Source organism: Azoarcus sp. KH32C (assembly GCF_000349945.1).
In the GTDB taxonomy this organism is placed as follows: Bacteria; Pseudomonadota; Gammaproteobacteria; order Burkholderiales; family Rhodocyclaceae; genus Aromatoleum.
Window position 1 is genome coordinate 2806639 of record NC_020516.1, and the last position, 13099, is coordinate 2819737.

The 13099-nt window shown below is 64.1% G+C and carries 10 protein-coding genes; 2 read left to right on the forward strand and 8 right to left on the reverse strand.

The window, feature by feature from the left end:
- Window positions 1–14 precede the first annotated feature (14 nt).
- Window positions 15–872, forward strand: coding sequence for a Pnap_2097 family protein (locus tag AZKH_RS12285; protein WP_015436098.1), 858 nt, complete (start codon window positions 15–17; stop codon window positions 870–872).
- A 75-nt stretch (window positions 873–947) separates the two neighbouring features.
- The gene (locus AZKH_RS27865) at window positions 948–1163 is read left to right on the forward strand and encodes an EAL domain-containing protein (RefSeq protein WP_015436099.1); all 216 of its coding nucleotides are present in this window, start codon (window positions 948–950) and stop codon (window positions 1161–1163) included.
- 50 nt (window positions 1164–1213) lie between these two features.
- Here the strand turns inward: AZKH_RS27865 and AZKH_RS12295 are convergent, their stop codons facing one another.
- The 8 genes from AZKH_RS12295 to AZKH_RS12330 all read right to left on the reverse strand — a co-directional run bounded on the left by AZKH_RS12295 (window position 1214) and on the right by AZKH_RS12330 (window position 12748).
- On the reverse strand, window positions 1214–3310 hold the full coding sequence (locus tag AZKH_RS12295; protein WP_015436100.1) for an NADPH-dependent 2,4-dienoyl-CoA reductase: 2097 nt from the start codon (window positions 3308–3310) through the stop codon (window positions 1214–1216).
- Window positions 3311–3420: 110 nt separating this feature from the next.
- Window positions 3421–4329, reverse strand: a complete 909-nt coding sequence (locus AZKH_RS12300; protein ID WP_015436101.1) for a phosphatidylglycerol lysyltransferase domain-containing protein — start codon at window positions 4327–4329, stop codon at window positions 3421–3423.
- On the reverse strand, window positions 4326–5135 hold the full coding sequence (locus AZKH_RS12305) for a TIGR03084 family metal-binding protein (protein ID WP_015436102.1): 810 nt from the start codon (window positions 5133–5135) through the stop codon (window positions 4326–4328). The genes AZKH_RS12300 and AZKH_RS12305 overlap by 4 nt, the downstream gene beginning before the upstream one ends.
- Window positions 5136–5209: 74 nt before the next feature.
- Window positions 5210–6067, reverse strand: coding sequence for an AraC family transcriptional regulator (locus AZKH_RS12310; protein ID WP_015436103.1), 858 nt, complete (start codon window positions 6065–6067; stop codon window positions 5210–5212).
- Window positions 6068–6105: 38 nt separating this feature from the next.
- On the reverse strand, window positions 6106–8481 hold the full coding sequence (locus AZKH_RS12315; protein WP_015436104.1) for an RND family transporter: 2376 nt from the start codon (window positions 8479–8481) through the stop codon (window positions 6106–6108).
- Window positions 8478–9440 carry a hypothetical protein gene (locus tag AZKH_RS12320; RefSeq protein ID WP_015436105.1) on the reverse strand — a complete coding sequence of 321 codons (963 nt, stop codon included), beginning with the start codon at window positions 9438–9440 and terminating at the stop codon, window positions 8478–8480. Before AZKH_RS12320 ends, AZKH_RS12315 begins: the two co-directional genes overlap by 4 nt.
- 34 nt (window positions 9441–9474) lie before the next feature.
- On the reverse strand, window positions 9475–10824 hold the full coding sequence (locus AZKH_RS12325; RefSeq protein ID WP_015436106.1) for a DUF1329 domain-containing protein: 1350 nt from the start codon (window positions 10822–10824) through the stop codon (window positions 9475–9477).
- A gap of 34 nt (window positions 10825–10858) precedes the next feature.
- Window positions 10859–12748, reverse strand: coding sequence for a DUF1302 domain-containing protein (locus AZKH_RS12330; RefSeq protein ID WP_172642467.1), 1890 nt, complete (start codon window positions 12746–12748; stop codon window positions 10859–10861).
- Window positions 12749–13099: the final 351 nt, after the last annotated feature.

The following is a 13099-nucleotide window of genomic DNA, read 5'->3' on the forward strand; positions in this document are numbered from 1 at the left end:
ACGGAGTCCGCATCATGCTCGACACCACCCTTCTGGCGCCGCACCGCGTCGCGATTTCACCCGGCCGCTACCGCGTCGGCATGCCGCAACTCGCCCTGAACGGTCTCTCCGAGAGCTGGCTGCTGGCCGAATGCGGCGACCGCCACTGGCAGTTGCTGGCGCGAGCTGGTGGCACACCGATCGCGCAGCTGCGCGACGCCGGCGGACGGCAGGTCTACCCGGCCTTCCGCTCCGTGCGCCTGCGCAATGCCGACCTTGACGCGATCGCCGAGAACGACGTGCTGGAGATCGCGAGCACGCTCGGCCGCGTCAGCCGCACCCAGTTCTACAGCAAACACGTGGTCTCCACCTGCAATGGCTTGCGCGGGGTTGTCGAAATGCTGTCCGTATTCGTCGCGCGCGAAACGGCCGGGGTGAACGCCTCGGCCGTGCGTAGCGCGGTGAACGGATTTGACGAGGTTGCGGATTGCAACGAAGGGCTACGCTTCGCCGCGCACTACCGCGCCTCGGTGCAGGCCCGCCGCGGCCATGACACTCGCAATGGGCTCCACGACTGCAGCTACGCCCCCGTGCCGATCCGCCCCTGCCCTTCGGTGCACTTCAACGGCGCAGGCTTCCTCTACTTCGCGCGCTTTCACGAGCTCGTTGATCAGGCCGAATGGGCGTGGTTCGGTCCGCACACAGTCCCCGGCATCGCGACCGATCGCCAGATCCAGTACCACGGCAATGCGGATGTCGGCGCGATGCTGATCGTTGAGTTGTGTCAGATGGAACAGGGAGGCTCACTGGGGGAATATCACGCCAGACTCATACGTGCTGATGACAAAAAAGTCATTGCGGACATCACGACACGACGGCGCGCGGACCACTGAGCAGGAACGCCCGGCAGCCGGGCGTTCCTGTAAGAAAATCGAGTTTTCGACTCTATTGCCTAGTTGTCGACTTTAATGACCAGTTTTCGACTTTATTTGTCAGGAACAACGATCGACCTCGGCCACCGGCTGGACCTCGAAGTCGTCGCCGAAGGCGTCGAAACCGAATCGGCGTGGAAACGACTCGTCGATCTCGGCTGCGATACCGCCCAGGGCTACTACGTCGCCCGGCCGATGCCCGCGGAGCAGTTCAAGGATTGGCAAGTCCGTTACGAATCCGCGCTCGCGTGATTCATGCGCTGCTTGTTCACGCCTCCTGTAGCGGTACTTACCCTAGCCGCTTACAGGCCGATGGCGACGCGCACACCCTCATCGATGGCGCGCATGGCATCAAGTTCGGCGGCCTTCGATGCGCCGCCGATGACCGAGACTTCGACGCCACGACGCCGCAGCGGCTCGAGCAAGTCGGAGCGCGACTGCTGGCCCGCGCAGACAACGACGGTGTCGGCAGGGATCACACGCGGTTCATCGCCGACCACGATCTGGATTCCGGCTTCGTCGATGCGCTCATATCGCACGCCTCCCAGCATGTGCACTCCCTTGCGCTCCAGGATCGCGCGGCGGATCCAGCCAGTGGTCTTGGCGAGGCCCTGGCCCAGCCGCGTCGGCTTGCGCTGCAGCAGCCACACCTCGCGGGGAGACGCCGCGTCGCGCGCCGGCACTAGGCCGCCGCGTGCCTGCACGTCGAGGTCGATGCCCCACGCGGCCGCGAACCGCTCCGTCGGCGTTTTACCTTCCGGGTCTGCATGGGTCAGCAGCTCGGCCACGTCGAACCCGATCCCACCCGCGCCGATGACGGCCACCCGGCGGCCGGCCGTGACCCGCCCGGTGATGAGGTCCGCGTAGCTGACGACCGATGGATGGTCGATGCCGACGATGTCCGGCAGACGTGGCATGACACCGGTCGCCAGCACCACGTGGTCGTAGCCCGCGTCCGCCAGCTCGTCGGCGGCAATGGCACGCCCGAGGCGCAGATCGACGCCGGTAGCTTCGAGGCGGCGCGAAAAGTAGCGCAGCGTGTGCTGGAACTCCTCCTTGCCCGGGATGCGACGGGCCAGGTTGAACTGGCCGCCGATGGCGGCTGCCGCGTCGTACAACACCACGTCATGGCCGCGTTCAGCCGCGGTCACCGCACACGCCAGTCCGGCCGGACCTGCGCCGACGACGGCCACGCGGCGGCGCCGCCGCGCAGGTTCGATGCGAAGCTCGGTCTCGCGGCCCGCGCGCGGGTTGACCAGGCAGGAGGTCTGGCCGCCGGTGATGGCCTGGTCAAGGCAGGCCTGGTTGCACGCGATGCAGGTGTTGATCTCGTCGGCACGGCCGGCGGCGGCCTTGCGCACGAAGTCCGGGTCCGCCAACAGTGGCCGCGCCATCGAGACCATGTCCGCGTCGCCGCGCGCGAGGATGGCCTCGGCCACCTCCGGATCGTTGATGCGGTTGCTCGCGACCACCGGGATGCGCAGCTCGCGCTTCAGGCGCGCGGTGAGGGACACAAAGGCCGCCCGTGGGACCAGGGTCGCGATGGTCGGGATGCGCGCCTCATGCCAGCCCACGTAGGGGTTGATCATCGTCGCGCCGGCGTCCTGTATGGCGTGGGCGAGCGTCACGATCTCGTCCCAGGTGCAGCCGCCCTCCACGAGATCGAGCATCGAGATCCGGTACGCGACGATGAACGGCGCAGGCGTCTGCCGGCGCACGCGCTGCATCACCTCCACCGCGAAGCGCATGCGGTTGGCCGCGCTGCCGCCCCATGCATCGGTCCGCTGATTCGCCCGCGGGGCGAGGAACTGGTTGATCAGGTAGCCTTCGGCACCCATGATCTCCACGCCGTCGTACCCGCCCTCTCGGGCCAGCTCCGCCGCCCTGGCATAGTCGTCGATGGTGCGCTCGATGTCGTCTTCGCTCATCTCGCGCGGAGTGAAGGCCGACAGTGGCGAACGGATGGCCGACGGTGCCACGCCTTGAGCATGCCGCGCATAACGGCCGGCGTGCAGCAGTTGCATGAGAATCCGCCCGCCCTCGGCATGCACCGCGTCGGTGATGTGCAGGTGGCCGGCAACGTTGGTAGCGTCAGCTAGTGTGGCCATGCCTTCGAACATGTTGCCTTCGGCGTTCGGCGACAGGCCGCCCGCCACAATGAGCCCCACGCCACCGCGGGCCCGCTCACTGTAGAACTCTGCCAGGCGCTCGAAGCCGTTCGCCGCCTCTTCCAGGCCGGTGTGCATGGACCCCATAAGCACGCGGTTCGGCAGGACGATGCCGCCTGGTAGCTCGATCGGGCTCAGCAGGTGCGGACAGGGCACCGGGCCGTGCATCGGCGCATTGAACAATTCTCCCATCCGGCGGCTGGATGCGTGGTGTGAGGCAATGGAATGCATGCGTTTGTCTCCTGGTGTCGGGCGGACCCGCCTGTTGGGGGCTTGGTGTCACGCGAACACAGGTTAGACGGCGCCTGGACCGGAGTCTTGCGCGAGCTTGCTACCCCTTTTCAGCGCAGCGTGACGCGCATCTTCGAGAGCAGCGCCACCGGCTTGTACGAGAGCTTCGTACGGCGGAAGCTGGCCAGGTCGAGGTCCTGCTCGAAGTTGAGCCAGGCCAGCTGCGGCATCGCCTGGCAGTAGTGCTGGAACATGTGCTGATAGAGACCTTTGAAGCCGTCCATTCCCTTGGCGAAGCGGATCACCGACACGCCGGGGCGGATCGGCTGCGCGAGCACGAAGCCGACCGCACGCCCTGCGACGCGATGCAAGAAGCCGTGCAGCCCCAGCGTGCCGCAGAGCGCCAGCGCCTCCAGGCAGGCGGCGTCGTCAGCCTCGCCCCGCTGCTTGCCCTTGGCGGCCATCCAGGCTTCGAGCACCTGCCGGGCCTCGTCGGCCATGGTCTCGTCATAGGGCGTGGCGTCCACGCGATGCGCGGCATGCAACTGCTTGACGAGATTGCGCTTCTTGTTCAGGCCGGCGCCGCGATAGTGGCGAAAATGCTCCGCGGGATACAGATAGTCCGCATCGTCGCGGGAGCTATGCAAGGCAAAGCGTTGCGTGTCCAGCCGTGCAGCCTGGAGCTCGCTCAGCGGGCCAAAGGCATCATGGCCGCGGAGACGCTCCCGCAGCAATTCGTGCGGGGCGGACTGCAGGTTGAACAAGGGGATCAGAAGACGCGCGCCATCGTAGCCGCGCCCCGCGATGCATGGCAGCGGCGCACGCAGCAGCCGCCAATCGTGGACACCCCGGAAGAGGTAGAGGTTGGCGAACCAGGGGTCGGACAGCGTCCGCTCCGGCGGCCCCTCCTCCGCCCAGCGCGCCCTCAGCAGCGGCTCGACCTCGGTACGGTGCGCCAGCGAAAGCGGCTCGCCCGTGCATTCGAGGTCGCGGCCGCCGGCAAGGTCGGCAGCGTTCATCCTGCGTAGGCAAGCTGTCGAACGCCCGGCTTCGGGCCCTCGGCGGGCGGCCCAGCAAAGCACTGCGCCATGTGCAGCCAGTCACTCACCGGCCCGTCGGTGTACTCCAGGGAGGTATCGTGAACGTGGCGGCGCTGGGTGACCAGCAGGCAGAAGTCTTCTGCCGTGCCGCTCACGCGATGCGGGGACCCGGCATCGCCCCACTCCCAGATGCTGCCGTCCGGCGCCCGCAAGGCGACGTGAGGAACGATCTCGGGGACGGGCTGCCTCCGGTTCGCGAAGGTCCAGCCGAAGGTGGTGAAACCCAGATGCGCGATGTGCTTCAGCCGCGCCGTCGGCGGGCGTCGGCGGCGCATCACGTCCCACACGTCCTGCCCATGCGCCCAAGTCTCCATCAGGCGGGCGCTGGCGAATGAACGCGCGCTCATTAGCGGCCCGTACCACGGCAGCCTCGCCGTCGGGGCAAGCAGGGACAACTCGTGGGCCAGCGCCTCATGGCGTTCGCGCCAGAGTGCGAGCAGGGCCGGACCGTCGAGCTGGCCGAAGGTCTCACGCTGGATCGCGCTGAACTCCGCGCCGCCCGAGATGCGGGCGTTCAGCGCCGCCGCCTCGGACACGAAGCGCTCGGGCTCGCGCACGGCCTGCAGTGCGGTCTCGTCGAAGTAGCACAGGTGCGCAATCTCGTCCCATGGCGTCCAGTCGTAGAAGGCACTGGGAGCCCTCCATTGTGCCGCCGTGAGGGTGTCGCACAGAGCGGCGAGCTCTCGGTACTCGGCCAGCAGGTCGAGCGCGGTGTCATTCTTCATGGTGGTCCTATCTCCTCAGCGTATTGACCTTCGCAGCGCGAGTCTTGCGCCAACTGGCTGCCGGGACGCGGCCCTCACCCCTCCGACGGCCTCCTCGGCTCGCGGTGCAAGGCAAGGCGGCGGCAGCCGGCGATAAATTCTTTCGGTTGCAGACCAAAGACTTGCCGCACCGATCGGCTGAAATGCGCAGAGTCCGCATAGCCGATGCGAAGAGCAATGTCGGTCAGGTTGGTCTCCTCGGTGACATGCTTCAGCCAGCCCCGCGCACGCTTCCAGCTTCGGAAGGTCCGCAGCGGGACACCGACTTCGCTGCTGAAGAGATGCAAAAACCGATGGAAGGACAGTCGCGCGCGATCTGCCAGTTCCTGAGCGCTTGCGTCCAGGTTGTCGTCGTCCTCCAATGTCTCGAGCGCCGCAATGATCCGCGGATCGAGCGCCGGCTTGCGCATCGTCGTGCCGAACACGAGCGCGTCGAAGGCCACGTCATCGGCGGGCAGCAGGTCGACCTGTGACGCAAGGCGCTCATGTGCTGCACACAGGCGCTCCAGCAGTCCGCCGAAAACGGGCTGCGCCGTGTCGAGCATCCCTTCGCCCTGCAGCACCGCCCGCAGTGGATCGTCAAGTCCTGCCGCATCGATCGTTTCCGGTTCGATCAGGATGTCGCACACGTGGCGTGCCGCGCTCATCAGGCGGTGAGACCGGTATGGCGGTACCACGGCGAGCCGGCCCTCGTGCCATCCGGCATCGCCGCCCGTTTCGATGGATAGGCGCAGCGTCGTGTCGCACGAGAAGTACAGGGTCCACGAGCCGAGCCGGCGCAAGGTCGGAGCCCCCAGGGGACCGCCGTAGAACACGCGGCCCGGCGTGATCCACATGAAGCGGGTGGAAGCGCCCTTCGCGACAGTGTGTCGGAGCGGAGTCGGTCGGTTCATGAGGAGCTTCCCCGCAATGCGTCCCGCTTGGGGCCCGTTTACTTTTTCGTGCTTATGAGGAAACTCGCCAATGCGGGGAGCAACAGAATCGCCCCGAACACATTCACCAGGAACATGAAGGCCAACAGGATGCCCATGTCTGCCTGGAGTTTGAGTGGCGAAAACACCCAGGTGGCCACGGAAATCGTCATCGTCACCGCGGTGAACAGCGATGCGGCACCCCGCTGCCTCAAGGCCTCGACGAAGGCATCGCGCAAACTATGGCCTCGCGACTCCATCTCGTGCCGGATCCGCTCAAAAAGGTAGATGCCGTAATCGACACCCACACCGACACCCAGAGCGACAACGGGCAAGGTGTTCACCTTCATTCCGATCCCGAGCCAGGCCATGATGCCTTGGCACCATAGCGTCACCAGAGCCAAGGGCAGAATGATGCACAGCGTTGCACGCATCGACTTGAGCATGACCAGACACAGCACCCCGACCGCTCCGAACAATGCGAAGTTGACCCACTTGTCCGCGGCGGCGACCGATTCGTTGGTGGCCGCCATCACTCCGACATTGCCACTTGCAAGACGAAAGCGCAGAACGTCATCGTCGTACTTGGTCTTGAATGCTTTGACGTCGTCGATGATTGCGTCGATGGTCGCCGCCTGATGGTCGCGCGTGAACACCGAGATCGGCATCGCGGTACAGGTCGAGTTCATGAGTTCGTTGCCCAGACGCGTCGCGAAACCAACGCCTTGTGCAATCTGCGCCTTGCTCTCAGGCAAGGCGTACCACTTCATGAAGGCCTCGGCATAGGACTGGGTTACAGAATTGACGAACCCCGCGAGGCCACGAACGGCGGCGACGCCATCGTTCTGGCGCAACATGAGTTCGAACTCCTCCACCCGGTCCATCACTGCACGATCTACACACGGTGATTCCTGTCCTTTGGCTTCGGCGATGATCTGCAACACATCGACGCCAACGGCAAAATCCTTCGTGATCAGCGCGACATCGCGGTTGTAGCGCGACTGCGGACGCAGTTCGGGCACCCCCTCCCCCAGGTCACCGATCTGCAAGCCACGCGCCAGGTGCCAACCCCAGCCGAGAGCGATAACAGCGATGGAAATCGCGACGGCGCCACCACGCCGGGTTGCCAGGACGCCAAGCTTGCCCCAGAAGGCGTCGCCAAAGCTCTCATGGCCGGCCATCTGTCTTGCCGACGCTGCAGGCAGACGGCGATAAGACAGGAGGATAGGGAGCAGCAGCTTGTTCGTGATGATCATGACCGTCACACCGAGTGTCGCGGTAATGGTCATTTCCTGCACCATCTCGATCTGCACGAATGCGATGACAAGGAAGCCGACAGCGTTGGCAAGCAGCGCCACCGCACCGGGAACGAACAGTTTTTGGAACGCGATGCGCGAAGCACTGACGCCATCGGCCCCCGACAGCATCTCCTGCTTCCACACGCTCGTCATTTGCACGGCGTGAGATACGGCGATGGCGAAGATGAGGAAGGGCACGAGGATCGACATCGGATCGAGTTCGAGTCCGAGCAAAGGCAGCAGGCCAAGCAACCACACGACCGGCACGACCGCGCAGATCAGAGCGTAGGCGGCAAGCATTGCCGAGCCGGAATACCAGTACAGCAGAATGGCGGTGATGGCGAAGGCCACGGCAAAGTAGCCGATTACGCCCCTTGCGCCATCGGCAATGTCGCCGGTCGATTTTGCGAAACCGACGATATGTATCGAAACCGCATCGTTCTCGTGAGCGGCACGAATTGCCTCGAAGCGGTGAGCGGCCTCCCGCAGATCGAGCCGCGCTCCGGTGTCGGGATCGCGCTCCTGTAGAGTCGCAACCACCAATGCTGCAGTTCCATCGCTGGCCACGATGCGTCCGCCCCAATCAGATTTCGCAACGTTCGCTCGCACCTCGGCAAGTTGCGCGTCGGTGCCTGAAAAGTCGGCGGCAATGATATTGCCGCCGCGAAATCCGTCCTCGACGACCTCCGTATACCTCACATTGGAGGTGAACAACGACGTCACCGAACTGCGCTCGACGCCCTTGATGTAAAAGACCTCCTCCGTCACCTTGCGCAGCGTTTCCAGGAACGGCCCGGTATAGATATCTCCCTGGCGCGCCTTGATCGCGACCAGCATCTTGTTCGCCCCGCCGAAATCGGTCTCGTACTCCTTGAAGGTCGTCATGTACTCGTGTTTCAGCGGCACCATCTTGGAGAACCCGGCGCCGACCGACAACTGCGCTGCCGAGTATCCCAAGAGGATCGTGATCAACACGAACAGTGCGAGCAGCGGATTCCGCCAATGAAAGATGCGGTAGGAGATCCTGCCCACCAGGTTGTGAGCGAACCTGCGCTCCTCCAACCCACGCTCGTCGGCGAGGATTTCATCTCTTTTCACAAGCGTTCTCCAATAGTTGCCGGCAGTGGACGCAGCCCCTGTGCGCCGAAGCCGACCACAACGTGATCAGGACGCTCGAACACCCCGGAAATCCCCTTTCCGCCGACCTTTTCGAGTGTGAAACTCCTTCCATCATCACGGCTCGACGCAATCCAACCTGCATTTCCGGACAAGACGACTGTTCCGTTGTCTAGAGAGGCTCCGCCGAAGAACGGAATTTCCGTCTTGATTTGGGCGGGTTCCCACGTCTTGCCCGAATCGTCCGACCGATAGACCCGACCGCGCATCCCGAAGATCAGCAGACTGCCGCTCGCCGTCTGCATTCCTCCGAAAAAGGAGCCGCCATAGGGACTCTCCAGCGCAGCGAAAGTCTGCCCCCCGTCGGACGATCGAGCGATGGCTCCCGACTCGCCCAGGAGCAGCAGATCCGAGTTCGCCAGCACGACAATCCGATTGATATGGCGATCGAAGTCCTCGTCGATCACGCGCGAACGCGTCCACGTTCGTCCCGCATCGGTCGAGCGCAACAACATGCCGAATGCGCCGTAAGCGAGGACCGTGTGGTCGTCGACTGGAGTCAGACCGATAAAGGAATCCGTCCCCCCATCGCCCACCACGGCGTTCCAGTTTTCGCCTCCGTCCTGACTCCGAAACAGGACGCCGCCATGGCCCGCCGCGATCCAGTTGAGCTCGTCCAGCGCGATCACGCTGGTCAAGGTTCGCGTGGAGGACACGCGGCGACCATGCCACGTCGCACCGCCATCGCCGGACACGAACACCGCCCCGCGCTCGCCAACCGCTACGGCTCGCGTTCCGGCCCGCTGGGCGGCGAGCACCACCGTCCGGTCGCTGCGTAATCCGACGTCCGCCTGAACCGGGGCCGGTTCGGCCGCAGCGCACGGCCAGGCTGCCGTCAGCGCCGCAACCAACAGCGCCGTCGCTGAAATCCTCACGCTCACTCTGAATACCTCGTCTCGCGAAAGAATTGGGCGATTAGCGGGTGCCGGACCGACGCAGGGCGTCGGCCTGGAAATCGGACCACTGGCCCCGGACTCCGAAGCGGATCGGCGCCTTGACCTCGTTGTCGAGGTGCGAAGCGAGGTAGTTCCCGTTCGTCAGATCGTGCCAGACCTCAACGCTGTGCCATGGCACCAAGGCGTCGTAGTTCTGGCGGAAGCCATGGACGCCAACGCGCCAGAGTTCTCCGCGGGTGTCGTACGCGTCCTCGACCAGCACCATCCAGCTGTCTTCGTCGAGATAAAAGGTTCGCTTGCCGTAAATATGCTTCTGACCGGACTTGAGGGTGGCTTCGATAACCCATACCCGATGGAGCTCGTAACGCATCAGGTCGCTCTTGACGGTGTTCTTGTCCAGGACATCGGAGTATTTGAGCTTCTTGTCGCCGATCTTGTACGTGTTGTATGGCACGTACATTTCCTTCTTGCCGACCAGCTTCCAGTCATAACGGTCGGTCGCGCCGTTATACCCAAGGTACTGGTCTGTCACGCGCATCGCCTCCACGCCATCGGAAATGTTGTCGTAAGCGAGATCCGGAGCACGGCGCACCCGGCGCAGTCCCGAGTTATAGATCCACGCCGACCGTGCCTCCTTCACCTGATCCACCGTTTCATGTACGAGATACACCGTGCCGTCGAGCGTGGCGGGAGAAGTGAAGCCCCCGGCGAATACGAAGTTCAGATTCCCGCCCCGCGACGGGTCGACATTGCCTGCCGTCACCAGGCGCTCGGCGAAGCTGACCTTGTAGGTATCGCCATTGGCGCGCACCGGGAACCATGCATACTCGCGCTCAAAACCGCCGCCCACATAACGGAGGATATGGTTCTGAATAGCCTCATCTCCGGTTTTCGGAATCGGGAACGGAACGGTTGATGTCTGGCGTCCCTCAATGTGTCCCTCGCGCATGGAGATCTTCGTGCCCTCCGCCTTGATCGCATCGGCGACCGCCTGCGGCAGTGCAGCCGTGCGATGCGTGGGGTACACCGGTATCGTGAAGTTCGGGTATTTACGCAGCAACGCCAGCAGCCCGGCGGACAGCTTGTCCTTGTACTGCTCCGCGTTGGCCGCCGTGATGGTGACCGTCGGCTTTTCGTTCGCGAACGGATCGATGTAGCCCAGTTCAGGCTTCCAGCCCGCGGGGGGCGCGGTCAGTCCTCCGGACCACGGCGGAATGGTGCCATCAGCATTTCCCTCCTTGGCCGCTCCGGTCGGGGTGAGTTGAGTACCCAGCTTCTCCGCGTCGGCTTGCGAGAGCGCTGCGGCTGCAGTGCCGCAGATAACGCCGCACAGGACTGCCAGGGTGAGTTTTGAGATCCCGATTTTCATACCTTGTCTCCTCGTTTTCTTCGGCATTGCCGTCTCAGAATGTCGTGCTCACCGAGACGCTGTAGTAGTCGCGGTCGCGATAGGGGTCGAACTTCGCGCGATCTCCGTACTTCGTGTATCCGAGATTGATCGTGTACTTCTTGAGGTAGTCAGCCTGCACGCCCAAGCCGATCACAGTACGGTTCTCGAGGAACTGCCCGTCGCTCGAATAGCCCTTGACGTCGTGCGCCAGGAAAACGCCCGGAGAAATGGTGAAGCCGCTCCCGAACGCATTGCCGTAGGAAAGCCCGGCGCGCACACGATAGCCCCATGCGAAATCGGTGACGTAGCCGTCATTTTTGCAGCCGTCGCGCTGGGGATTGGTACCACCATCCGCGGTACACGTACTCCCTCCGTAAGTCGGATGAGAACCGGCGCCAAAAATGAATGCGCGACCGAACCGACGGCCGTCGTTCGGCAGGTCGTTCCACTGCATTCCGACCTCTGCGGCGAGCACTCCCTGCTCGGCGCCGAGCATGGCGGGGAGTACCTTGACAGTGTTGAACTGGAACTGGCTCTTCTTGACCCGCTCGTATCCGTGAACCGCGGCGCCGGCGCCACTGCCCGTCGCGACGATGTTCTCGGGGCCAGCCGGGCCAACGCCACGCAGGAGTCCGGCGACGAGATCGTTGCCGTTGATCTGGATGGGCTGATTGGGGGAATGACTGAGCTCTGCACCAAGGGACCAGCCAGCGAGATTGGTCGACAGGCTAACGCCATACAGATTGATACCGTCGGGATACTCCCAGAACCCGGTTCCCGCCTTGACCCCGGCTGCACCGAGCGCGGCCTCATGAGCCGCCAGTGGGTTCAGGAACGGCGCGATGCCGCTGGCGCCCCAGCTTCCCGCCTTCGTCGAGATGATCGGCGTGCGCGAGTTGAAGCGCATTGCGTACACGCCAAGCTCCGCGTCGACCGCGTCCACCGGAATCCGCAGGGCCAAACCCCATTGCCCACCGTCCTGGCCGTCCTTCCCGTCCGATAGGGGAACGTATTGACCGGTAGCGAGGGAACCGGCATTGCCGCGCGCCGCGTTGACTGTCGTCGCCACCGCCCTGCAACCGGAACCGGCTGATGTCGTAATCTGCCATTCCGCCGCCGACCAGTACCCGCCGCAGCTGTCAATGACGGTCTCTTCCCACTTGAGCTGGTAGAAGGCCTCCAGCGACATCCCGCCACCGAGGCCAAGGTTGCCATAGAGACTCCAGACGGGCAGCAGTGCCTCCTTGATCTCCGTGGCGGGCTTTCGCAGGGCAGGGGCATCGACCGGGTTGAGCTGGTTGAGCCCCTGAATGAAGAGGCTTTCCCCCCAATTCACCACCTGACGTCCGACACGTGCCTGGAGTGGCTTGTCGCCAAGATCGAAGGTGTTGAACACATAGGCATCGAGCAGCGCCACGCCGTCGTACTTGTTGAGCGCGGGCTGGCTCGCATCGGACAGCCGATTCCCGGGTCGAAAGCCGTTGTCGCCATTGCCCAGGCGAACATCTTCGTCCTTCAGCGCCTGGTCGTACCACGCTTTCGCACGCATGAAACCACCCATGTCGCCCTTCTTCACCGACAGTTCCGACACGAGCTTGACCAGCGTTGTAATACGGTCCCCCTTGTCCCAGTTCAGGTTGCCGCTATCCGTGTTCGATCCTCCCTTACCCGGCTTCGAGTAACCGGCCGCGGCGCCGTCTCCGGCGCTGTAGAGCTTCGGGTCCGGCGACTGGGCGCGCCAGCTTGCGCCGATCGATACGGTATTGTTGAAGGTCCCCCGCCAGCCGTCGTCGGTTTCGAACTCGAACGCCGCGACAGGGGTGCTGAATGCCAGCACCAATACTGATGCGACGCCCGCTCTCCCCTGCGTGCCTCGAGTTGCTCGCTGATTTCGCTGCTTCACCGTGGTCTCCTCGTCATTGTTATCGGCCAACGGGCTAAGGCTGGTTCCGCGGGACCGCTTACCCAAAATGCTCGTCGGCACATCCAACGTCGCACTCGGGCCGGTTTCGCGACTCGGCCAACCACGCCCATCTGGGAGGGAACCTTATCGAACGCGCAGGTGTGTCCGCATTCCCCCGGTTGGGGGGAGCGATTTGAGCGCGCCCCTCCCCCAACAAGGGGCGTGATCGCTTCCGATGTGCCGGGGGAAGATATCGACCGCGAGTCGCACGAACCGCGCAGGCGCGGACGGGGAATAAGGCAGCATGATCGCGCGGTCGGCACTAGGCGTTCCGATCAGCGTCTGCACTGA

Coding starts and splice junctions, on each gene's coding strand:
- AZKH_RS12285 (WP_015436098.1), top strand. CDS start 15: ATGCTCGACACCACCCTTCTGGCGCCGCACCGCGTCGCGATTTCACCC.
- AZKH_RS27865 (WP_015436099.1), top strand. CDS start 948: ATGACCAGTTTTCGACTTTATTTGTCAGGAACAACGATCGACCTCGGC.
- AZKH_RS12295 (WP_015436100.1), bottom strand. CDS start 3,310: ATGCATTCCATTGCCTCACACCACGCATCCAGCCGCCGGATGGGAGAA.
- AZKH_RS12300 (WP_015436101.1), bottom strand. CDS start 4,329: ATGAACGCTGCCGACCTTGCCGGCGGCCGCGACCTCGAATGCACGGGC.
- AZKH_RS12305 (WP_015436102.1), bottom strand. CDS start 5,135: ATGAAGAATGACACCGCGCTCGACCTGCTGGCCGAGTACCGAGAGCTC.
- AZKH_RS12310 (WP_015436103.1), bottom strand. CDS start 6,067: ATGAACCGACCGACTCCGCTCCGACACACTGTCGCGAAGGGCGCTTCC.
- AZKH_RS12325 (WP_015436106.1), bottom strand. CDS start 10,824: ATGAAAATCGGGATCTCAAAACTCACCCTGGCAGTCCTGTGCGGCGTT.